This window comes from Nitrospira sp. MA-1, from assembly GCA_032139905.1.
Taxonomy (GTDB): domain Bacteria; phylum Nitrospirota; class Nitrospiria; order Nitrospirales; family UBA8639; genus Nitrospira_E.
Genome location: JAQJDB010000007.1, coordinates 814,277 through 836,671 on the forward strand (window position 1 = coordinate 814,277; position 22,395 = coordinate 836,671).

A 22,395-nucleotide genomic window follows, 5' to 3' on the forward strand; every position below is an offset into this window, starting at 1 on the left:
CGTTTCGAGAAAAATGTCTATCCGTTGGAAATGGTTAATCCCCGGATTTCAGGTTTGGTCATGGGCCAGCCACCGGCCAGAGCCTTGGCCAGATCAACGCGGAAATCGATGAGCGTCCGTCGGGCGGTCAGGATCTCGCGTTCAAGCTCCTGTTGACTATTCAGAGCATTGAGTACGTCCAGGTAGGCGGTTGCACCATTCAGATAACGGGCTCGCAAGCGTTCGATCACCTGGGTGGCGATGTGGAACTGATCTTCCAGACTATTTGTTTTTGCCCGTTGTTGTGTTTCACCAATCAAGGCATTTTCGACCTCCTGGAAGGCTTGAAGTACCGTGAATTCGTAGTTGTGAAGGACTTCGGACCGAGCGGCTTTGGAGAGATCGACTTGCGCCGCCCGCGCCCCCGCATTAAAGATCGGTGCGACGATTTGTGCTGATACGGTGGCCAACCAATTGGCAAACAGTCCTCCCGGAGCAACGGCAAAGGCTCCGCTGGTCAGGGTTGGGGTGAGATTTGTGGTGATCGACCCGGCAAGATCAATGCGCGGGAAACGTTCGGCAATGGCGGCCGCGACACGCGCATCGGCCGCTTGTACCTGATAAAACGTGGCCTGCACATCAGGACGCCGTTGAATGAGCTCTCCCGGCAGGCCGGTACTCGGCAATGGGGGAAGGTCAATCAGCACAGGATCGTCGGGGATAACCAGAGACTTGGGAGGTTTCCCAAGAAGAATGGCGAGTTGATGGGTCAGCGTGCCGATTTGCGCGCGGACGTCTTTGGTGTTTCCCCGCGTTTGCTCCACTAACTGTTTCTGTCGCAGAACGTCGGCCGCAGCGGCCACGCCCTGCCGGAACCGCAAGGTGACCAATTGAAGAACTTTCTCATTGGTCGAGATCTGTTTCTCCAGCAAAGCCAGTTGGCCTCGCTGTTCAAGCAGGTTATACCAGGTTTTCGCCATCTGACTTGATAAGGTGATCGCGGCAACCGTGAGGTCGGCCTGACTGGTCTGCGCATCAAATTGCGCCGCACTTCCGAAAGCCCGTACCCGTCCCCACAGGTCCAGCTCATAGGCCACCGATACTCCTATAGCGAAACGATCGGTCTGCGTGCCTAAATCACTGCGACTCCGGCTGGCGGTACTGTTTCCGTTTAAGAAGGGAAACCGGGGAGCTCCATCACGCACGGCGATGGCTTCCGCCTGCCGCAGGCGGTCCCAGGTGGCCAACAGAGTCGGATTGTCTTCCATTGCGCGTTCAATCAGCCGGTCAAGGGCCTCGTCTTCAAACGCTTCCCACCATTTGTCCGGCAACGCATGCTGGCCGGAACGGGAAAAGGAATCGGGCGGATGGATTTTCAATTCAATGGGTTGTGGGTCGAACAGACAACCGGTAATCAGCATCAGGGAAATTCCTGTGAGGATGGCGCGATAAAAACGGAAGGTGGTCATGCGATGTTTAGAGTGACGAAGGAAAATATCTGTCGATTTTGTGATGGATGATGGTTGTCGCTTTTTTAATGACCGGAGAAGGAAAATGTCTTTTTGTCCCAAGTTGCTGATGAAAGCGATTCAGCTAGGCGTTTGGCCCTGATCTTTCTCTGTTCGGTCAGTATACCCGGGATATTTCCCTGAAATTTATCCACATCCTTCTTTTTTGTAAGAAAACCTGCCAGAATTCCGTTTTGACAAACTTTGATACAATTTTTCTTCCCTCACTTTCGGTCCCGGCGTCATAATAATAAAGACGGGTAATCTTCAGGAGCCTTATGGATTCTTCGCCGCATCTCCTTGTTGTTGATGATCAGCCGGATATTCGCAATCCGCTCGCCACCTATCTCACGCAAAAAGGCTTTCGACTGAGTGCGGCCGGAAGCGCGGCTGAAGCTCGAAAAACTCTCGAAAACAGCGCCATTGATCTCGTTGTCCTGGATATCATGATGCCGGGGGAAGACGGTCTCTCTCTCTGCCGTCATTTACGCGAAACAAGGGATATTCCCATTATTTTGCTCACCGCCATGGCGGAAGAAACGGACCGTGTGATCGGGTTGGAAATGGGCGCGGATGATTATCTGGTGAAACCTTTTAATCCCAGGGAATTGTTGGCACGAATCAAGTCCGTGCTTCGGCGTGCGAATAGTCTGCCATGGAAGGAACGGGGAATAGCCGAAAAACCCATTCGATTCGACCGATGGGTCTTACAGGTTTCGCAACGAGAGCTCATCGGAGAAGATGGCGTGGCCATTCCGCTCAGCACCGGGGAATTCGTGCTGTTGACGGTGTTTCTGAATCATCCACACATGGTGTTGACCCGTGATCAATTGCTGGATCTCACCCGGCATCGCACCGGCGATGTGTTTGATCGCAGTATCGACAATCAGGTCAGCCGGTTGCGAAAAAAAATTGAAATCGATCCCAAGCTGCCCTCCTTGATTAAAACGGTGTGGGGCGGCGGTTACACGTTCACGGCTGAGGTCTCCTTTCAATGAAACCGGGAATGCCCGTTTTCCGACGGTGGTGGCCGCAACGGCTGACCAGCCAGATGATTGCCCTTCTGCTTGTGGCCCTCGTCATAGCCCAAGTGGCCAACTTTCTTATTTTTACCGATGAACGTCGTGCGGCTATTCGATCCATCGAGCGGACTCAAATTCTTGAGCGAACGGCTTCTCTGATCGATCTCATTGCACACAGTCCATCTGGTTTGCACAACCGTATGGTCCAAGCCGCCAGTTCACGAAAGTTGTACTACTGGTTGTCGGATACCAGTCAGATTCCTCAAGGTTTGCAACAGGGCGACCATGAGTGGATCAGCCGTCTCAAGGATTTGCTCAACAAGAAGGACGTATCTGAACTGCGGTTCATGCTTCCGCAACAGGACGGGTTATGGAAAAAGACCATAGGGGAGGCGCCGGAGGACATCCGGCGTTCCATTTTACAAAGTGAAAAATCCGGATCGTCCTTTCCTCTTCCGCTCTCGGAGCTTGATGCTCCCGGTCTGCTGATTTCCGCCCGTTTACAGGATGGCCGGTGGCTGAATGTCGGCATGGGGATCACCCCATCCCTGGGCCGGTGGGCTCTGCCCACACTGATTTCAATGGTGTTCACGGGGGGCAGTATCTGCCTGATTGTGGTGTTCATGGTGCAACGTCTCACCCGTCCGCTCCAACAACTTACAGAAGTCGCGGAGCGGGTTGGTCGCGGGGAATCCATCACGCCCATTCCGGAAGACGGTCCCGTCGATATTCAGCAGATGATCCGCGCGTTTAACCGCATGTACGAACGATTGCAACGGTTTGTTCAGGATCGCACGAGAATGCTGGCGGCCATCAGTCACGATTTACGCTCTCCCATTACCTCTCTTCGACTGCAAGTGGAATTGATGAAGGATCAGGAAGCAAGAGCCAAGATGATGGACACATTGGATGACATGCAACGGATGACCGAAGCCACCCTGGCCTTCGCCCGGGACGAGGCTTCGACGGAGGTATCCCGTTCGGTCGATCTCAGTGCCTTAATCGATAGTCTTTGTCAGGATCTGGCCGATATGGGCATGGATGTGCAATTCGAGAGCGCGCAGAAAACGCCGCACACCTGCCGCCCCCTCAGCCTCAAACGGGCCATTCGAAATCTCATTGAGAATGCCGTGAGCTATGGAGGACGGGTCGAGGTCACGCTTCGACAGCACGACACGGAATTTCAGATTGTGATTCAAGATAACGGTCCGGGAATCCCCGAGCAGGATTTTGAACGGGTTTTTCAGCCGTTTGTGCGGCTGGAGGAATCCCGCAATAAACAAACCGGAGGCATCGGTCTCGGCATGGCCATCGCCCGATCCATCGTTCGCAATCATGGCGGGGATATCAGTTTGGCTAACCTCCCGGACGGTGGCTTGACGGTGATCATTCACCTACCGGAATCTCCACTTCAACAGGCTGAAGTTCAACCAAACGCCTAACCTTACACTCAAGTATGTTCCTCAATGGGCCTCTCGAATCCTTCAAAAATTAACGATCTAAATAATTCCCACTTCTTTTACCCAATCCCTCACCTTGACTTATCTTCTCCATTTTCAAAGAATTCTACTGGCTGCTCAGGTGGATGACTGGTATTACGTTTTCTTGTTCACGGCAGCCCGATGTAGCGTCGTGAACCGGGCGGGAAGGCACGTAGGTATGTCAGTGCTAAGCAAAGCAGGTCACGAGGATCGATGCACTGCGAGTGGCGCATAGCCTTAAGGAAACAGGAGCGCGCCGCTCGCCACTGGCGGGACCGCAACAATTCCTGCCCTTTCCATGCAAACGCACTTGCTTCAGTCGTTTGGCGCAGCCGTGTCAGCTCCTCCGGTGTGAAGCAATTGACCACACCCGGCATAGCGTAAATTTCTCGGATGGCGGGCATAACTTCTTCAATGTCCGTCGTGTGGTTGCCAGCTGTTGCCAGCCTTCTCGCCATACTGTTCGGCAAGATGCGGTACTCGGTTACGGGCTCGCCGCCAATATAAAAAAATTCATGGGATGCCGCGATTTCGCAGTACAAAACCCAGTCGGCTGCCCTCCTGAGATCTAAGCGTAGGGCCGTTGAATGCTCCAAACACTCGGCGCGGATGCATGTCTGACCAATTGTAGAAATGAAATTACGAGTCAACAACTGGCGCAGGACCTGTCCGTTTGGACAAGGATTGAGCAATGCACCCCGGCGGCTACCATAAGACCTGCCGTCGTGGTCAATCAATATCCGGTCACCATAGAGCAGACCGACTTGCGGTCGTGCCTTAAACAGTTGTTGATAGCGGGTAATCGCATCGGGCCGCAACCGGTCATCGCCATCCAGAAACACCACGGCGTTCGCGCGACAGGCTTCAAATCCAACTTTTCGTGCGACCATCACTCCTGAGTTTTCCTGGGATATGATGCGCAATCGAGGATCCTTGATCGCCTGAGCCTCGGCCAGGGAATGATCGGTCGAGCCATCATCAACCACAACGACTTCCAGGTCACCGTGGGCCTGCCCAATTGCACTGTAAATCGTTTCGGCAATGTAAGCTTCGCAGTTGAAAGCCGGAATTACGATGGCAAAACGCATATCAGATCGGTTGGGCTAGTGGACGCTATCGGGGACGAACGAGAACTTACTAGTGTTTTGTTGGATGTATGGCGCATAGGGAAGGTATAGGCTTACCATCTACATCCAAGAGATCAACGTTCAGCATCGCAGCGATGGTGGGGGCAAAATCTGTAATATTCACAGCATCAGAGAGGTTGCCCGCAGCTATACCAGGACCGCGCGCATAGAACCTGCCGTGATTGCGGTGGTCGCCTGTACGTATACCACTATACTCTCTTTCCAAATTTCCGATTTTCTCAGATGCCACTTTCCGAATCGGTGCTGTCCGATCCCAAAGTACCAACAGGTCGGGAAGAGCGCTCTGATACTTGCCTGGAAATTCCTCAGCTGTGCGCAACACTTCGCGAACCAATGGTTTACCCGTCTCCACATTAATAATCTTGGTCAGGTCGGACACAAGGGAATTGCAGAAGACGTGAAATTCAGTGCCGGGTTGCACCATTCCCTTAGGTTCCCGGCCAATTAAATTGATGCGAATACCCGCGCAATTGTCATTCGTTGGGACAAGAAAACACTTACGGGCACTGCGGTCGCGACCGACCCAGCTATCATAAAATCGATCAGAGAGCGGCATGAGACGGGAACGCAGATTTTCGGGCGTCTTTTGCCAGAGTGCTTGCAGCTTTCTGAGGGTTCCCCTACCCCCATCAGTGGTGATGCCTTCCAATCGCCGCAAGATTTCATCCAGCATGAACGTGCCGTCGTAATGTGCGCCCATACCGTGACTTGCGAGCACTATAACATGCGCTTCCGATCCGGCTGCAGCAAGGACTTGGCCGATACCTTGATCGATGGCCCCGTAAATATCGCGTAACGGATCACCACCGAGTGTCTGCAAAAGGTAGGCGTCATGGTCAGGATGTGACGGGTCGTGCAGGGACCAGAATTGATGTCCAGCGCAGTGCGATTCGGCGTAGACTGTTGCAAATAGGTCCCAGGACTTGCGACCCAGCAGATCCAGTATAATATCCGTTTTTCGTTGGGTTCGTTCAATGAGTTTTGCACGCAGTCCAGCAACACCTGCCCAGTTGCGCATCGCAAGGTCACAGAGTCCAACCGGCTCCTTGCCAAAGCGAGCCGTGATCTCAGGGGCTAGCGTGGTAGGTGAACTACAGGGCGGTCCGTCAGGATCATGCATACCCCAGTCACAGAGTTGTATTCCCGATTCAAGTTTTACTAGCGGTGCCTTGGGTAAATCGACAATGGCCACTTTGCGCTGATGACGGTCCAACTGATCCCAGAACGGGGCCACAGGTAACCGGTTTGCGGGGAACGCAGAAGTCTTATACGTACCTTGCTCAAGCTGGCGATAAAAGTAACGACCATGCCGACCTGGTTGGAGTCCGGTGTGAAAGGATGGCCAGACACTGCCGGTATAGATGCCAGAGGAATTGGCCGACACGCCTTGAAGTGCATTACGTGAAAATGCCGCCAGGTTTGGCATCACGCCTTCTTCCATCCACAAATGGATAAGGCTAGCCTCGGCAGCATCAAGACCGATGAATACTACACGGGCCGGCTGGTTCATGATCATTAGTATATAAAATGGTATGACCAATATCACGAAAAAAATACGCGAAAATCGGTTGGTGCGTATTTTCCTTCGTAATGGTGCTCGAAAAAACTCATCCCGTTTCGTGGCATCTAACATATTCAAGTTTTTAGGGCAGATGAATTTATAAGGGACAAGGGAGCGGTGGCGGTGTGGTAGATTGGTGATAGAAGATCCACAACAGAGAGAAATAATTGAATTTAAGGGTTTGGCAGGAGCCGCATGAAAATTGCGATTGATGAGGCTCGCTCCATTTCCTTCCTTTTTAAAAGGCTTCCAACTATTTGGTTCCATTAAAGGGGTTTAATTTTTCCTTTTGCACCATTCATTGGTCCGTTCCTTCTAACTTACAGAATTCACATTTTTTGTTGAAACATAGACAGTTTTTCAACAGTGCCTAATTGTTTTTGTTAATTGTAGGGCAATAGTGAAAAAAGAGGTCGGAAGTGGTTGTTAGCGACAGATATGAATGCACGCCTGTGAAAATGAAAAAGGGTCATCAAAAATTTCCCAACCATATCCTTTCCATTTGCAGACCATAACTTGACTAATTTCGTCAATTGACCAAGAATTCGCCGCTGACTCCGTTATACTATCACTTATTTGATCCACTGGAGGTTATGACACCATGAAGCCGCAACCCTTTATTGTCTCACCCGATAATTACGAACCCGCTTTGAATGTGATTGGCACGAAGGTGACCGTGCTTGCGTCAAACGACGCAACACAAGGCTATGAGATCACGCTGCAGCAAGGCGATGAAGGAATGGGTCCGCCCCTGCATAGTCACGGCTGGGACGAGTCCTTCTTTGTCCTTAAAGGGCAGATCGAATTCAGTTATGACAACAAGACGGTCATGTGCCTGCCGGGTACGCTGGTGCATGTACCCGCAGGCACCGTGCACGGCTTCCGCTACGGCCCGGGCGGCGGAGAGATGTTCGAACTCACCGGTCAGGGCAGCATGGCCACCCGAATGTTCACCGCCTTCAACAGGGAAATTCTTCCAGGCCCTCCAGACATTCCCAAGGTGCTGGAGGTCCTCAAAGAAAACGGCGTCACCGTCGCAAGCCAAGTGGAGGTATAGCAGAACTAATTTAAAACGTGGATGTGTGCCGGAGGAGTCTATGCACCCACAGGGCGGGAAGCGCATATTATTGACGGGAGAACAATGAAATCGGAGGTCTACACTCCAGGTCATACACCTAACGCTACCAACTTTATGGCAACCCGAACCTTGGAGTCGCACGGTCGGTTTTTTGTCCCCTTCCTGAGTGCGAACCACGATGTGTTGGATCTAGGTTGTGGTCCCGGAACCATCAGTGTTGATATTGCCAGACTGGTTGCTGCGGGGACGGTTGCGGGAATTGATTCCAGCGAGTCTCAGGTTGTGCAGGCGCGCAAGCTTGCGGAAGAGACCGGAGTGTCAAACGTGGATTTCCACGTAGGGTCATGCTACGAACTGCCATTTTTAAACCAATCATTTGATCGGATTTTTTGTCATGCGCTGATGGAACACCTTGCCGATCCAGTGGCTGCCCTGAGGGAGGCTTTTCATAAATTGAAAAAGGATGGAATGATTGGTGTGTGCAGTCCAGATTCCGATGGGTGGTTACTTTCTCCTTCCTCGGCTGAGCTCGAGGCTGCCGTAACAGCTTATGCTGATCTTCAGCAAGCGAATGGCGGCAATCTACGGATTGGAAAGAATTTGGGTGTTCTCCTTCAAGATGCGGGGTTTACAGACATACATCTTGCGGCACGATACGAATGTTATCCTTCCTTAAAATTCATCGGAGAGTACCTTGCCCTTCAACTTGAAAAAAATGGGTTCAGTCCTCACGCGACAACTCTTCGGGAGTGGGCCAAGGATCCAACCGGCATGTTTGCTCAAGCCTGGGTGTCTGCCGTTGCTAAAAGGTCCCAATAATGGAGTGCAGTTTCCGGAAAGCATTGGACGAATATAGGTAGTCTTCCCAGTCTTCATGGATGTAGGCAATTTCTTCTAACGCTTTATAATCTTCAAGCGAAAGCATCAAGACAGACTGCTCTCCCTTGCGTGTGATGGTAAGTGGTTCCTGATCGTTGCAAACGCGATTATAGCACTGGCCGAATTGGCACGAACGGTAGTATAGGTCAAGGCATCCATGGCTAGTTCTCTTAAAGCGGATCATCTCGGAGTCTATCCTGAGTTGTTCTTCGCCTCACGTATGTCTTGTAGAAACAAAGAGCTAAAATGAATGATTCACTCGGTTATTAGCGCATATGCCATTCGCGCAAACTTGGCCCATCCGATTTGATGACATAATATGATGCTGTACACTATTCCGTATAGGCATATTGGGGATAGCCCCTGCACTGGACCAAAGACTGATCAACATGAGGTAAGCATATGCGTGCGTGGTTAATGGATGATTATGAGGGTGTTGAAAACTTGCGGCTCGGCGAAGTGCCGGATCCACAGCCGGGTCCGACACAAGTGGTGCTGAGGGTGAAATTTGCCGCACTGAACCCGGCTGATGCATTCCTTGCTCGAAAGATGTACCCGGCCAATCCATCGCTTCCTCACATTCTTGGACGTGATGGGGTGGGAGAAGTGGTAGCGGTCGGACCAGGCGTAGAAAACGTGGGCGTAGGCGAGACCGTTGGGATCTTGCGTTGCGAGGTGGGTGTCGAGGCATGGGGAACGCTTGCTGAGAAAGTGGTGGTTCCGGCGGAAAGTGTGACTCGTATCCCAACCGGCTGGTCGTATGAAGAAATGGCCGGGGCTCCGTTGGTCTTTTTGACCGCTTGGCAAGCGTTGACGCAATGGGCCGATCCTCCGGCACCGCCATCGGCCGGATCTGTCCTCCTCGTGACCGGTGCTTCCGGGGGTGTCGGTGTAGCCTCGGTGCTGCTAGGGAAATCGATGAATTTGACAGTGGTGGCCCTCTCGCGTAGCGCGAAAAAGAGAGCAAAATTGCAAAAACTTGGAGCTGATTTCGTGTTGGACCCCATGGACAGCAACCTCGTCAAGATCGTGACGGCGGCACTGGACCCGCGCAAGGTCGATCTCGCGGTGGATAACGTGGGAGGCGCACTGCTCCCTCAGGTTGTGGCTCTGCTTGGATATGGCGGGCGGGTCAGCGTCGTCGGCCGGAGCGGTGGAATGGTGCCGAAGTTTAACACGGCGACCCTGTTTTTCCGTCGTAATCGAATAGGCGGAGTCTCGGTTGGAGACTATACCGCTCCGGAAGCGCATGCGGCATGGGAACAGATCGTCGGTCGATTGGATGCCATAGGGCAGCGGCCACAGGTGGACGCCATTGTCCCCTTCGAAGAGGCGAAAGCGGGATTTGAGCGATTGGCCAAGGGGCCGATGGGGAAAGTGCTGGTGCAGGTCGCTGACTAAGGACTGATTGGCTTCACCCTGTCGTCAGTTGTAAAAAAGATAAAGAAGGAGATTGCCTGACCGCAACGGATCATCATTACATAAAATTTTTATTCACCCTCTTTTGAAAATCCTGTTCCATTTATCCCTTCCTAATGCTTGACATAATTCGTCGATTAACCAAGAATCTCACCTGAATTATTCAGGCCCAGTGTATGAGCTTTAAGGCTAGAAAAAAGGGTGGTTATAGTGCTTTGAGCTGGGACTTGAAGTTGAACAGAAGATGGGCACGCTTTGGGACAGTTTAGTGAAGCCCAAATTGAATTGCGTGGTTGTAAGGCCTGACCCTAGAAACCAATTGGAAAATGTGAGCGAATGAGAAGCAGAAAAGGGGCGAAACGTGCAAAGAATAGGCATTGCTGAAATACCAAACTTCGATAATGGTACGACTAAAGAAAATGGCTTACGCGTCCAAAAGATGAGATCGGTCATGCTCAATACCGTCAATTCTCTATTAAATCAGAATGATCAGGCAAGTAAGGCTTCCCCTATGATCGTGGTGACGGGCGTTTTTCATCGGATGGCCGAATGTACGCTTTCTATCGAACTTCTTGCATCAAAGGGATTTGTTCGCGATGCAGCTATCTTGCTCGTTACACTCATTGAATTACGTTTAGATTTACAGTACATCGCTCTATCTCCAGGCCGCGTGGACGATTGGCTCAAGCATAAAACAAAAAATCAAAAACCGTGGAAAGTTAAAAAACAAATTCTTGAAATATTCCGTAATACAAATGAGCGAGACGCAGAGGTTGAAAACTATTGCACATTCTCGATGGTGAAACATGGTAATCCAGCCGGTGAAACTGCGACCTTCCCTATAGGGGTTCGCGAAGATGCATTAGTTTTACCAAATCCAGATGAGAAGCGTAACTTGTTGCCAATATACTTATTCACAGTTGCTGCAAATTTATACCAGGCTAGTGTGGCCGCAGGTAAAATGGTACATCCGATAGGCTTCGATATTAGTAGTGAAATTGAGCAACTCAATAAATTGTATGCAGAACTGAAAATACTAAATGAAAGGCATCTTCTTGCGATAATAAAAAAATACAGACAAGGGCCAGACAATTCAAACGTGAAATCAACAACTGAGAATGGGAGCTAATGAGGTTTGGCCCCATTAAAGGGCTTTAATATTGATCCGCATCTTAGGCGGATCCAGGAAATTACTTTTATTTGGACGCAAGGCATACTTAGTGGTGTCGGATTGACGGCTTAAGGAACTTGTTAATGCGAACTCCTGATGGACTTTTTTTCGCGCCAGGTCTCCGATTCAAAGACTTGGATATCCAAGATTCGAACGCGTTGGCAAACTCCCTAACCGCGCGCGCGGAAAAATGGTTCTTTGACCCAGCGAAGCTTATTGCCAATTCATCTCCCTTTGCTTCGGGGGTCATCGTCGTGTGCTTCATTGATTCAGCGGCAAAATTTTCAGGAATGAAGATGCCTGAGTGGCTTTGCGAAGCAGTTACCAATTGCGCCAAGAGAGATCCGAGAGGGAACAATAGAACCATCGCCGTTTCGTTCAAGGAAGATGTGCGGAATGGGTTGGTCCACCATTCTAGGCTAAATAGAGGTGCGGAGTTTTCACTGGATCTTGAAAAGCCCTTGGAAGTCGTTGGTTCAGTTTTGATTGTCAATCCATTGCTACTCCTTGACGCGGTTGAGGTCAGATGGCAAAGAACCCTCGACGGCATCCGTTCAAACTCGGAGACTCATCAACGAGTGGCAAAAGAGGTTCAGCGTGTCTTTAAAGTTGATTTTCAAGCGGATGAGGCATGGGAATGACGTGAGTTCAACCCGAATCCGGGATGAAATGAGAATGGAGCAGCCGTGGTATTAGGCCTGAACTCGCACGGCTCATTCACCACCCTTTAATGTTCCCCAGCGAGGCCATGGTATGAAAATGTGAATAACCCGGCTTTTGGCAAGCCGTTTAGCCATAGACTCTTTTAGTGCGCACGAAACTACCAATGAAACGCGATTTAGACCTTATACGTAATCTCCTCCTCGCACTTGAGGATAAGCCGGGCCCGGAGTCGGTAGATTCATTTCATATCGAAGGATACGATGACCTCACCGTCAAGTACCATTTGCTGTTGCTCGCTCAAGCCAAGCTGATTGATTATGAGCCGGAAACCACGAAGACGGGTCGAATTATCCGAGTCTTAGCCTTCAATCCATCGTGGCAAGGGCATGAGTTTCTCGATGCTGTACGAAACGAAACTGTATGGCGAAAAGTAAAGGCTCAATCGTCTGAAATGGGGCTTTCGGTGCCCTTCGAAATTGTAAAGTCATTAGCAATCGAAGCAATTAAAGGAATTTTCGGTTTGTGATCCCAATGCGCTGCTCAATCGGATGCCTAATATATACTATATTTATGGCCTCAATGCTGGCGAATGTCGAATGACTTCTACTGGTGACTCTGTTTGTGTACGGATGAAACTTTTAGTGCTGGCGAATTTCGAGGTGTTGGGAAGGACGGTAAAGTCTGCTGTCGAGAGTTTCGAACCAAAGAATTAAGAAGAAGAAAATGTGACTAGATCTCTTTTTGTCGGTTTCTTGCTCCTTAATTGCTTGATTCAGGTTTCTCGACAGTTCTCTTTTTTGTTTTCGCAGAGCTCAACTGGGCTAATCTCTTCCACACACCACTAGGATTTATTCCAACCTAACTATAGTCCGCATGGCCCTGCTTATCAACATTGTTCAACAGATTCGGTGTGGTGTTTCGTAGAGCTAGGAAAGCGACATAACTAATTTAACGACATGGTCAAGGTATTTGGCAATCAGTGAAACGAGGTTTTTCCTTTTCAGGTGGTCTTATTGTCGGCGCGTTGATCTTCGGTATTGGAGGGATTTTCTTTGGATATGTCTTTGCGCACCACAGTGAGCCATCCGTTATTGTTCGCAATTTTACTCATTCGACGATTCAACAAATTCGTATTGAAACTAGCATCGGCGAAACATACATTTTTCAGAATATCCATCCTGAAGAATCCCGTCGCACTCAGATTGCAAAAGGGGACATGGCGCTCTGGGTTGTTGCTACCTCTCCAACGGGCGAGACAAAAAAGAGTAAACAAATCTATGTGTCATCTCAGGGGACGGTGTTTGTGGCTGTTTCCGATGATGCAATCACTCTGGATTATGAACCCTGATGCAAATAGCACTTTATTCGGCTGCGCTGAAAAAAACGCGCTGGCTTAGGAAGGCATCTCGATAGGAATCAAGCGAAGGTTTATCCCGAAATGCTGGATGTTTCTGGAATCTACCAATTCTCCATCATTAATCTTTAATAAGTTACAGGAGATTCTATCGCATGTCGAAACCTATCAACCGTATCGGTGTGATCACTGGAGATCCCAGACTGGCTGATCCGACTAAGCGCAATTCGCAATATAATGAAGAGGATACGGCGACGCACAATGCGATGAAGGCCGCCTTTCAGGAGCTTTCCGACTATACGTTTTTGTTTTACGACGATCACACTCGTTTGTTCGAGCAGCTTCAGCAAGACCGTCCGGATTTAGTTGTCAATTTTTGCGATACGGGGTTTCGCAATGTGCCTGCTCAGGAACTCAACATTCCTGCGTATCTGGAGATGCTGGGGATTCCTTATAGCGGGGCTCCGCCGTCGGCCATGGTTATCTGTTTTGATAAAGCCATTGTCCGGCTCGTGGCCCAGTCGCACGGCGTCCCGGTTCCGCGTGAGTATTTTATCGACTGTGGAGCTTCGCTTGATGCATTGCCCGATTTTTATCCTGCGCTGATTAAACCCAATGCGGCTGATGGGAGTGTAGGTATTACGAAGGATGCTGTGGTCCGGTCGCCGGAGGAAGCGAGCAAGTATCTCCAATGGCTGCGCTCGACACTTCCCGGTCGTGATGCGCTGATGCAGGAATATCTGCCAGGCCCGGAATACGGCATCGGCGTGATCGGCAATCTTGAAACGGATTTCTGTATCCTGCCTCCTCTGGAAGTTGATTTCTCGCGTCTTCCCGCTGGACTCGATCCGATTTTGTCCTTTGAATCGAAGGCGTATCCTGACTCCCCCTACTGGACCGACATCAAATTCAAACAGGCGGTGCTTGATCCGGGTCTTGAGGATCAGATGAAAGACTGGGTGCGGACCTTGTTCAGGAGGTTCGGGCTGCGCGACTATGCGCGGTTTGATTTTCGCGTCGGGTCGGATGGTAAGCCAAAGCTAATGGAGGTGAATCCGAATCCGGCCTGGGCTTACGACGGGAAACTGGCCTTTATGGCGGGATTTGCAGGAATCAAATATGGAGAGATGTTACACACGATTCTTCAGGCGGCCATCACCCGGTTGTCAGTTGCAACCAGTTAGAGGAGCGACCGTGGAATCGCCAGTGCCCAGTCATGTCGTTTGATGAGTTGATCGCCATGATAGGCTTCCAATTCTCCCGCAAACTGAAAGGTTTCGGTCGTGGCGGTGAGCCGTGTCCGACACTCCAGCCAAATCGACCAGTCTCGCCGTTTCAAGTGGGCGGTCTGCGTTAATTCGGTCTGAGCCGACAGCGCATCTTTTTCAAGAATGCGATACCGTTTAAAGAGGGTGTACCCCACATCGAGATCGATCTCTTCAATCCTGGCGTGCGATGCGCCGTCAAATTCTCCCCCGTCACTCCGTAACGTGTAGACCATTTCGTTGCTGGCGAGATCGATCTCAATGGTTCGCCGCATGCTGAGTTGCCGCAGTTTTTTATGCGGGGTGCCGGGCGCGGCTTCGGGTGGCCCGAACGGCCGTAGGGCTTCGTCTTCCTGGCGGGGAGGGCGCACGGGAAGAGTCACATTGCTCATCCCGGTCCGGACGGTCATTGTCACAGGAAAGGGTGGCGGCCAGGCAATCGGCCAGTAACTGGTGGACAGAGCGAGTCTGATCCGGGAGCCCGGAGGGAACGCATGGGCGAAGTCGTTGAGTTGCACACGTACCTGATACCATTTGCCTGGCTCCAGGGGCTGGGGTGTTTCATGACTCTCGCGATGTGTGAGATTCAACAGTCCGTACGTGACACGCAGAACGGACCCGTCGGGAGCGACTTCTCCGAGACGGACAGCGATCATCGCCACCGGTTGATTGACGCACAGATCCAGTTCCACGACCGGTGCGCCCAAGACTTCAAGTCGTTCGGTGAGGGGATCACTATCGAAGACGAGCGAACCACCATCGTCGGGTCGTTGATCCCGCGGCATTTCTCCATCCGCGCCGAATCCGCACCATTCTCCGGACCGGACCCCGGTTGTCTGAGGTGAGCAAAACGACAACTCCGTGGATTTCTCAGGAATAGGAGAGAGATGACCCGGTTCCAGAAACCACCGTTGTTCGCTGATGCGAGGGCTCGGCCAGGTCTCTTCCGCTATCCATCTGCCGGGCCAGACGGCGTATTGGGGTTGCGGCGTCTGACTCTCTTGCATCCATACCCGAAAAGCGGGTTCATCCATGATTCCTGTCTTCTTCCCCTTCAGCCAGTGGTCCCACCACCGGACGGCTTCCTGCAGAAAGCCGATGGCCGGGCCGGGGACGCCGTCATGCGGAAAGACATGGGCCCAGGGACCGATGAGCGATTTTTTCGGACAGGAGAGATGGCTCATCATTCGGGGGATGGCATTGGTATAGCCATCGGCCCAGCCTCCGATGGCATAGACCGGGCAGCGAATGGCGTCGTAGTGTTCGCACACCGACCCGTGTTTCCAATAATTGTCTCGCGCTTGGTGTCGCATCCAGACCACGGGAAACGGTTCGAGATTGTTTAACCGTTGCTGCCACATCTCCCACCATTGGTCGCCGACAATTTCCGGATCGGGCGGCAGTGCCGAGTACAGGGTCAGCATGGAACCCCATTGCATATTTTCGTTCAGGAGGCAGCCGCCCATATAATGCGCGTCATCAGCGTACCGGTCATCCGTTGAACACAAGGTAATAATGGCTTTCAAATTCGACGGATTCCGGGCGGCGACCTGGAGCGCATTAAATCCGCCCCACGAAATCCCCATCATCCCGATCGCGCCCGAACACCAGGGTTGTTTCGCAATCCAGGTGATGACTTCCAGGGCGTCGTCATGCTCCTGATGGGAGTATTCATCATGCAGGATCCCTTCTGAATCCCCTGATCCCCGGATATCCACGCGGATGCTGGCATAGCCATGCGCCGCAAAATAGCGATGGATGGGCTCGTCCCGTGATCGCATAAAGTCCCGTTTGCGATAGGGGAGGTATTCCAAAATGGCTGGAACCGGCTCCGTATCGGCTGACTTCGGTAACCAGATGCGCGCGGCGATGCGACATCCGTCCGACATCGTAATCCAAGTGTTTTCGATTTCGGTAATGCGGTCGAGGATGGTGTAATCGATAAGCATCAAAAATCTCTGAGTTATTCGACAGTCTGTTCATGGCGTTCCGCAGCGGAGTCGCGGAGAGTTTTTGGAGCGGGGGGGCGATTGGGTTGAAACTGATGAGTGGACCAAAAACTCAGCGCCAGCTTTTTTCTGACTTCGAATCCCGTTTCAAGATCCCAGCAGTTGACGATAGCCAGACGAAATCCGCCTGGTGGCATGGAGTGGTCCTTCGGAGGTTTCTCTTCGTGGAACGTGATCTGAATGCTGGAGACGTGTGGTGTTTGGCGCAACTGGGCGATCACGTCTTTGGGTGGATGCTGATAGTGGACGCCATGGGCGCCAAACAAGACGACACTGTACCCTTCCTGTCGATGGGAATCATCAAATTGCCATTGTTCTTCCGCATACAGCCGAACGAGGGACCCAACCCAACCGGCGCCGTACAAATCCGGCCATTGGTCTGCGAATCGTAAATGTACCTCGATGATTTTGCCGCCGATCGTCTCGAAGTTAATCATGCCGGTGTATCCGGCAAGATGCCGGCGCAGCCAGTCGCCGCAGTAGGCTTCGATGGTTGGAAATGGCGTTGCCAACACCGTCCAATAATCAAACATTCCTCCTTCCAACGGTTTGCCCGTGGCATGTCGCCACCAGTGGGGTTCGCCCTTAACCACGGCGACGTCGCTGGACACATGATCGCCTTGGAGTAACGGCATCCACATATGTCCCGGCCGTTCCAAATGTTTGTATTCTTTTAACGAACGCAACACGCGGCTCCCGGCACCCATGCCGCGCATGTTGTAAATCGGTTTGGAAAACACGGGAAAGAAGGATGGATCCAGCCCATGCGGAGCACACGCCAGGTTTTGGCTCTCGGCAATCATCAGTTTGTTATAGATCCACTTGTACTGTGGGTACCATGCCCAGGCATCGCCGTCCTCGGTAGGGATGTTGACTTCCGGCGGGCATGGAATGCCCTCGAAATACTGCATTCTCCAGGGATCAGCTTCACAAATCGGCATGCTCGCCTCTTCGTTCAATATTATTCATCTCTGACGTGGAAGCCGTACCATACCCAGTGAGATGGAGTCATGCAACATGCCTTTTCTCTCATCTGCAGCAGGTTCATCACCTTGCCCGAGGCCTTGGGAATTCTCACTCCTCATATTGCAGCATCCTACCCACGAATTCTTTTGAGCTATCACGTACAGTTGAGTGGGGTGTTCCCCTGCGCGGTCCGCCACAAGTGGACGCAATGCATGAATCTTCTTGGTTCCCAGCACATCCGGAGAGATGTCCGGGAATAGACGAATCCATGCTCGAGTAGACAAAAGTATCCATTTCAATCAAGATGGGAATGTCTCATGATGTTTGCTGTAGTCTTGGAAAAAATTGAGAAGCGCCTGTGCCGCATGTGAGGAGGAAAATGAAGAACCAGATTATACGAGTGGAAAAACAGTTTTCAGTTCCTTCCGACATGATTATTACCTTAAAGAGAAAGGACCTGCCATGAGTTTTTTCAGCAAAATCCTTGATAAGCTTGGTTTCAGCGGCTCCGAAGCCCAGGCTGCTCCTGCCCCACAATCACCAGCACCCAAATCCCCGGCTCCGCAGGTTGCCCCTGCTACCCCGGCACCTTCACCTGGAACCCCAGTGGTGGATGTCAAAGGGAAACTCGAGGGCCTCGCAGCCTCGAACCCCCAAAAGCTTAATTGGAAAACTTCGATTGTGGACCTGCTGAAGCTCCTGGATCTCGATAGCAGCTTCACAGCTCGTAAGGAACTCGCGACTGAGCTCGGGTGCCCGGCTGACAAGATGGGGGATTCCGCCCAGATGAATATGTGGTTGCATAAAACCGTGTTGCAAAAACTGGCCGAGAACGGAGGCAATATTCCGAAGGAACTTCTGAATTAGTTTCGCGAGGAGCAGCCGGAACGAGACCAGGCCATGATTCACGATGGTGAATGCGGTTAACCTGTGCAATAAGAGCACGCAAGGTTTGCCGTAACGGGCGGACGTGGGGCAAGTGAATGCTAAGGTCCTGACGGCATGAACAATGCGTAGGACATGGCCTGTATGCCCTATGAGACGCGTGTCCAGCTCGTTCATGATCAAACCGAATCCAGGGACGGTGATCGCGAAGCCCAGCGCGAAAGATGGCCCGCACCCGAAGAGGGGGCAACTCAGCCACGTTGGAAAGCAGAGGCGACACTTCGAGAGTCCCTCATGACTTATTCACACCAATAAGACTAAATCCTTTAATCGCAAGCGTCGAGATTGTTTCCACTTAAAACATGATACGCCCCGGGCAAATTCTGTTTGGTGTTTTCAAGGTGGAAGTGCAACCAAACGAGCGGTCTGAAGGCGAAGATGAAAATTATGTTAATCCGGCGGAATGGGGGATAGATAAAACCCATAAATATGACTCGCCTTGAATCTTAAGGGTAACGAGCGTCAATTAAAGAAGTCTGGAGTTATTCCAAAAATATGCCATGAACGTGGCAGGGTCATTGGCTCCAGTGATAAGGAAATTATGGAAACTATTCAGGTGAAAACAAAGAAACTCAAAGATATTGTAAATCTCACACCGAAATTGAATAGGATCATCCAAAGTAAAAATTTCCAGAATGGTTTGTGCCACGTCTTTTTGCCTCATACCACCGCGGCTCTGACAACCGGAGAAATAGGAGAAGGTACGGAGGAAGACCTCCTCGAAGTCGCCGAAAAAATCATCCCTCAGATCAATTTCCGTCATGCCCATGATCCCTCTCACGCGTGGTCTCATATGGCGTCCTCCTTGATCGGAGGGTCGCTGACCTTGCCCGTGATGGACGGTGAGTTGCGTTTGGGTACCTGGCAATCGGTCTTATTAGTTGAACTCGATGGCCCCAGGGAACGCCAGCTCGTGGTGGGCTTAGCTTCTACAGTGTGAAGCCAATGATATGAAGATTACAGATTGAGAGAAAAGTGAAATTGCCTAAATGCGTGAGCATGAGGGCCCAGGGCACAATCGTTTTTTACCGGATTCCTAAAATCCAGGATCTCTTTTGGAAGGTTTTCAAGTCTTCCACTGTCTGAATTCCAATACGCAATGCATCATGAAGCAGATCACGAAGTCCCGTGGTCAACTCCAGTAAGGCAGGCCTGTCAATGTCCTTTGAATCTGTCGTTATTTCGTCCCGCATCTCCTCAAGGGCATGGATATCCTCAATGATGGATTTTGCTTTGGTGTAAAAATCTGCAACGGTGTCACTCCGACCAACAAGCAAGCCGACTTTATTAGCCAAGCTATTAAACACCGGGAAATAATTTTCGCGAATTCTTGGTGCAAAAAAATCGTTGCCGGTCAGCTGATGGGCGGGGTCGGAAAGTTTCTGAATGATTTTTTCAAGGTGGTGCAGGTACCGTCGTTTTAAGACAATTTCGATGATGGCGGTGATCTCACCCTGTATGGCAAGGGCGATGCCTTTGCCTTCTTTAAAGGTGGCGTATCGCCTGACGGCCGCATTGATGACGCCCCCAAGTAGCGCTCCGAGGAGAAGCCAGGTCACAGCATTGTCTCTCATGCAGTCCTTTTTTCAAGGGGAGAAAATATGTCCCGGAGGGTTTTCCCCCCGGGGCTTCTTAAATTAGAGCTTTACGGTGATTTTTGCAAGACCCTGTCGGGCATGGTCCGATGCCTCACTTCCTTTCCCATCCTTTCAGATCCATAACTGACCTTATTCCCTCAATTGAGGAAGAATTCGCTTTTTGGGACTTTGACATGGGCACCGATCATTTGCCTCAGGTTCTGGATGACGATCGCATCGCTGAGAAACTCATTCACTCCTTGTTCGTGAAGGGGAAAAAGGGGTGAGTGAAATTTTCATGAACAAGATCAAGAAAGTCGGTTTCGGAAACAGGTTTCAAGTTGATCAAGGATAAGAGGTTGGCTAGGCAAACCAGGAGATCGTCAGACCAGGTTTGTCTTGCCGTCTCCCTATGCGACTTCGACATTGTACTCCGGAAGCAGCCCTATTAAAGCTCTCGCTCCCGTCATCGCAGAGAAGGCGTAATGCCAAACATGGGATCTGAAGTGCTCAGACTATGAGCACAAACGGCGGGGAGTGTAGGGGTAGTGGGGCTCTGAGTGAATCAGAAGCCGCCACATAAGGGTGTGCTGTGAGGATACAACTCCAATGGCAGGTCAAAAATGAAAACGAATCCCGATCATTCCGGTTAGGCCACTCAAATTTTCAACATCAAGTTTATTTTTTCCTGATCCATTCTTATACCGCGTTAACTGAAAGTCCGCACTTACCCGGCCTTCGACAAATAGGGCTACTCCCTGTGCCACGGGGGCCTCGACCCCCACGAGTCCCATGATGCCGTACCCAAAACCTTTGTCTCCTTTTACGTTAATCGAATCCCTCTTTTTTTCAATATCCTTTTCATCAAAAACATTGAGTGCAATATTGAGTCCAAGACCGATATACGGTGAAATGCCGTGGGTACGGAAAAAGTACTGCCCTATTCCCCTGAAAATATACGACTGCATATCGATATTGTTCGCGTGCAAAAGGTCGTTTTTGTAATTGCGATATTCCAGCTCCACACCCATTCGTTCTTGAGGAGAGATGATTCCCATGGCTTGAATGGCACCGCTTCCCCCGGTTTTGCCTTGAAACGGATAAAAGATTCCTCCACCACCCGAAAGCACCACCGTCTCCGATTCCTCAGGTTCTATGACTTTTGCCTGTGCGTGACTCGATAGTCCGTTAAAGACGATCAGTCCCATCACGATGGGTAACAGATACCTTAAAAGTGATCGTTTCATGTTCCCCCTGTGGGTTGTATTTGCCTCCTGCTATGGACAAAAGAAATGACAAAATTCTGATGAAGATCATGAGAGTGTGCTGGTAATATCTGAAGGGAAGGACTTGTCATGCAATATCAGGAGGAGAGGAAATTATTGAGATGGTCATTGACGTCCCTGATGAGCAGGGAAAGAAACGCTAAGTTCTTTATCGGCGGAAGGCATGGACAAACTTAAATTTTCTAGCAGTGATACAGCTTGTGGAATGCTCCGCTTTCCCTTGTTTGGAAAAAATGTTCTTATCAGGGACAACTAGTTGATCGCTTTTGGCAATTCACCGGGAATCCCGCCGCATTTATTTTTACCCAATTGATGGGAGAGGTGAGCTAGGCGGATCTGATGCCGGATGTCGAAAGATGAGGCTGTAAACAATGGCCGTTGGGAAGGCAACTGAAATGAAATAAGACCGATGATCGCGTATTTTCCAGAGAATTGGATGGTCTATAATACAGTCCCAAAATCCGAGAGCTGCACCTTATGCCGATATATCTATTCATTTTTTGGCGCCAAAGAAACACGAGGAGGTCTGAGGGGAAAGCATGACCATTCGCGAGTTAACATCGACGGATGTGAGTGCATATCAAACTCTCATGCTTTGCGGGTTACGAGAGCATCCTGAATCCTTTCGCATCAGTTCGCAAGACGCCGGAGAACCCATGGTTCCCTTTGCGTCGATCTGTTCAGATTCCTTTACCCTGGGGGCCTGGCTTGATGAAGGGCAATTGGCTGGAGCGGTGAGTTTTGCACGAGAAACGCAGGCAAAGCTGAGACATAAAGGCTTGCTGTATCGTATGTATGTGCGTGCGGAGTCCTCCGGCAGAGGAATTGGCAGGAAGCTTGTCCAGGAAGTCGTGAAGCGGGCACGGACCATCGAAGGCCTGGAACACATCAATTTGACGGTGGTTTCGCTCAACGTTCACGCGAAGAGTCTCTATGTTTCAGAAGGCTTCACATCGTTCGCACGTGAAGAACGCGGATTAAAAACGGGGGATTCCTACTTCGACGAAGAACAAATGGCTTTGCGCTTGTTCACGTGATGACCCTCATACGGCATTCCAGCCGATCTGTCAGTAAAGGTTTGTTC

The 22,395-nt window shown here is 50.8% G+C and carries 21 protein-coding genes; 13 read left to right on the plus strand and 8 right to left on the minus strand.

All coding sequences use genetic code 11. The features are described from left to right. Window positions 1-17: 17 nt before the first annotated feature. Entirely contained in the window at window positions 18-1,400 is a 1,383-nt protein-coding gene (locus tag PJI16_16480; protein ID MDT3779163.1) for a TolC family protein, read from the minus strand. Window positions 1,401-1,765: 365 nt separating this feature from the next. Here PJI16_16480 and PJI16_16485 point away from each other — a divergent pair, with 365 nt between their 5' ends. Together PJI16_16485 and PJI16_16490 are read left to right on the plus strand one after the other, a co-directional pair. Beyond that, window positions 1,766-2,485, plus strand: coding sequence for a response regulator (locus tag PJI16_16485; protein ID MDT3779164.1), 720 nt, complete (start codon window positions 1,766-1,768; stop codon window positions 2,483-2,485). 8 nt (window positions 2,486-2,493) lie between these two features. Further along, a complete protein-coding gene (locus PJI16_16490; GenBank protein MDT3779165.1) occupies window positions 2,494-3,951 on the plus strand; it encodes an ATP-binding protein in 1,458 nt (485 codons plus the stop codon). A 167-nt stretch (window positions 3,952-4,118) separates the two neighbouring features. Here the strand turns inward: PJI16_16490 and PJI16_16495 are convergent, their stop codons facing one another. Beyond that, complete coding sequence (locus PJI16_16495; protein MDT3779166.1) at window positions 4,119-5,078, minus strand: glycosyltransferase; 960 nt, start codon at window positions 5,076-5,078, stop codon at window positions 4,119-4,121. A 49-nt stretch (window positions 5,079-5,127) separates the two neighbouring features. Next, window positions 5,128-6,648 (minus strand): alkaline phosphatase family protein, encoded by a 1,521-nt coding sequence (locus PJI16_16500; GenBank protein ID MDT3779167.1) that lies wholly within the window; start codon window positions 6,646-6,648, stop codon window positions 5,128-5,130. 652 nt (window positions 6,649-7,300) lie between these two features. Here PJI16_16500 and PJI16_16505 point away from each other — a divergent pair. Both PJI16_16505 and PJI16_16510 read left to right on the plus strand, forming a co-directional pair. Beyond that, the gene (locus PJI16_16505) at window positions 7,301-7,756 is read left to right on the plus strand and encodes a cupin domain-containing protein (GenBank protein MDT3779168.1); all 456 of its coding nucleotides are present in this window, start codon (window positions 7,301-7,303) and stop codon (window positions 7,754-7,756) included. 84 nt (window positions 7,757-7,840) lie between these two features. Beyond that, on the plus strand, window positions 7,841-8,596 hold the full coding sequence (locus PJI16_16510) for a class I SAM-dependent methyltransferase (protein ID MDT3779169.1): 756 nt from the start codon (window positions 7,841-7,843) through the stop codon (window positions 8,594-8,596). Here the strand turns inward: PJI16_16510 and PJI16_16515 are convergent. After that, the gene (locus tag PJI16_16515) at window positions 8,580-8,840 is read right to left on the minus strand and encodes a type II toxin-antitoxin system Phd/YefM family antitoxin (GenBank protein MDT3779170.1); all 261 of its coding nucleotides are present in this window, start codon (window positions 8,838-8,840) and stop codon (window positions 8,580-8,582) included. The genes PJI16_16510 and PJI16_16515 overlap by 17 nt on opposite strands. A 218-nt stretch (window positions 8,841-9,058) precedes the next feature. On the opposite strand from PJI16_16515, the gene PJI16_16520 reads away from it, so the two are divergent. The 6 genes from PJI16_16520 to PJI16_16545 all read left to right on the plus strand — a co-directional run bounded on the left by PJI16_16520 (window position 9,059) and on the right by PJI16_16545 (window position 14,447). Next, window positions 9,059-10,057, plus strand: a complete 999-nt coding sequence (locus tag PJI16_16520; protein ID MDT3779171.1) for a zinc-binding alcohol dehydrogenase family protein — start codon at window positions 9,059-9,061, stop codon at window positions 10,055-10,057. A 379-nt stretch (window positions 10,058-10,436) separates the two neighbouring features. Then, entirely contained in the window at window positions 10,437-11,204 is a 768-nt protein-coding gene (locus PJI16_16525) for a DUF5677 domain-containing protein (GenBank protein MDT3779172.1), read from the plus strand. Between the two features lie 125 nt (window positions 11,205-11,329). Next, window positions 11,330-11,887 (plus strand): hypothetical protein, encoded by a 558-nt coding sequence (locus tag PJI16_16530; GenBank protein MDT3779173.1) that lies wholly within the window; start codon window positions 11,330-11,332, stop codon window positions 11,885-11,887. A 185-nt stretch (window positions 11,888-12,072) separates the two neighbouring features. Then, on the plus strand, window positions 12,073-12,435 hold the full coding sequence (locus PJI16_16535) for a DUF2513 domain-containing protein (GenBank protein MDT3779174.1): 363 nt from the start codon (window positions 12,073-12,075) through the stop codon (window positions 12,433-12,435). A gap of 453 nt (window positions 12,436-12,888) precedes the next feature. Next, entirely contained in the window at window positions 12,889-13,257 is a 369-nt protein-coding gene (locus PJI16_16540; GenBank protein ID MDT3779175.1) for a hypothetical protein, read from the plus strand. 161 nt (window positions 13,258-13,418) lie between these two features. Further along, window positions 13,419-14,447 carry a D-alanine--D-alanine ligase gene (locus PJI16_16545; GenBank protein ID MDT3779176.1) on the plus strand — a complete coding sequence of 343 codons (1,029 nt, stop codon included), beginning with the start codon at window positions 13,419-13,421 and terminating at the stop codon, window positions 14,445-14,447. Here the strand turns inward: PJI16_16545 and PJI16_16550 are convergent. Continuing rightward, window positions 14,444-16,477, minus strand: a complete 2,034-nt coding sequence (locus PJI16_16550; protein MDT3779177.1) for a CocE/NonD family hydrolase — start codon at window positions 16,475-16,477, stop codon at window positions 14,444-14,446. The two genes, PJI16_16545 and PJI16_16550, sit on opposite strands and share 4 nt — an antisense overlap. 14 nt (window positions 16,478-16,491) lie before the next feature. Beyond that, window positions 16,492-17,478: a hypothetical protein gene (locus PJI16_16555; protein MDT3779178.1), complete on the minus strand. Its 987-nt coding sequence runs from the start codon at window positions 17,476-17,478 to the stop codon at window positions 16,492-16,494. Between the two features lie 487 nt (window positions 17,479-17,965). Here PJI16_16555 and PJI16_16560 point away from each other — a divergent pair, with 487 nt between their 5' ends. Both PJI16_16560 and PJI16_16565 read left to right on the plus strand, forming a co-directional pair. Next, window positions 17,966-18,370 carry a DUF3597 domain-containing protein gene (locus PJI16_16560; protein ID MDT3779179.1) on the plus strand — a complete coding sequence of 135 codons (405 nt, stop codon included), beginning with the start codon at window positions 17,966-17,968 and terminating at the stop codon, window positions 18,368-18,370. A 619-nt stretch (window positions 18,371-18,989) separates the two neighbouring features. Continuing rightward, the gene (locus PJI16_16565; GenBank protein MDT3779180.1) at window positions 18,990-19,388 is read left to right on the plus strand and encodes a secondary thiamine-phosphate synthase enzyme YjbQ; all 399 of its coding nucleotides are present in this window, start codon (window positions 18,990-18,992) and stop codon (window positions 19,386-19,388) included. 85 nt (window positions 19,389-19,473) lie between these two features. Here PJI16_16565 and PJI16_16570 read toward each other — a convergent pair whose 3' ends face one another. Both PJI16_16570 and PJI16_16575 read right to left on the minus strand, forming a co-directional pair. Next, complete coding sequence (locus PJI16_16570; GenBank protein MDT3779181.1) at window positions 19,474-20,022, minus strand: hypothetical protein; 549 nt, start codon at window positions 20,020-20,022, stop codon at window positions 19,474-19,476. 620 nt (window positions 20,023-20,642) lie between these two features. Beyond that, entirely contained in the window at window positions 20,643-21,272 is a 630-nt protein-coding gene (locus PJI16_16575; protein ID MDT3779182.1) for a hypothetical protein, read from the minus strand. A 578-nt stretch (window positions 21,273-21,850) separates the two neighbouring features. On the opposite strand from PJI16_16575, the gene PJI16_16580 reads away from it, so the two are divergent. After that, window positions 21,851-22,348, plus strand: coding sequence for a GNAT family N-acetyltransferase (locus tag PJI16_16580; GenBank protein MDT3779183.1), 498 nt, complete (start codon window positions 21,851-21,853; stop codon window positions 22,346-22,348). Window positions 22,349-22,395 lie beyond the last annotated feature (47 nt).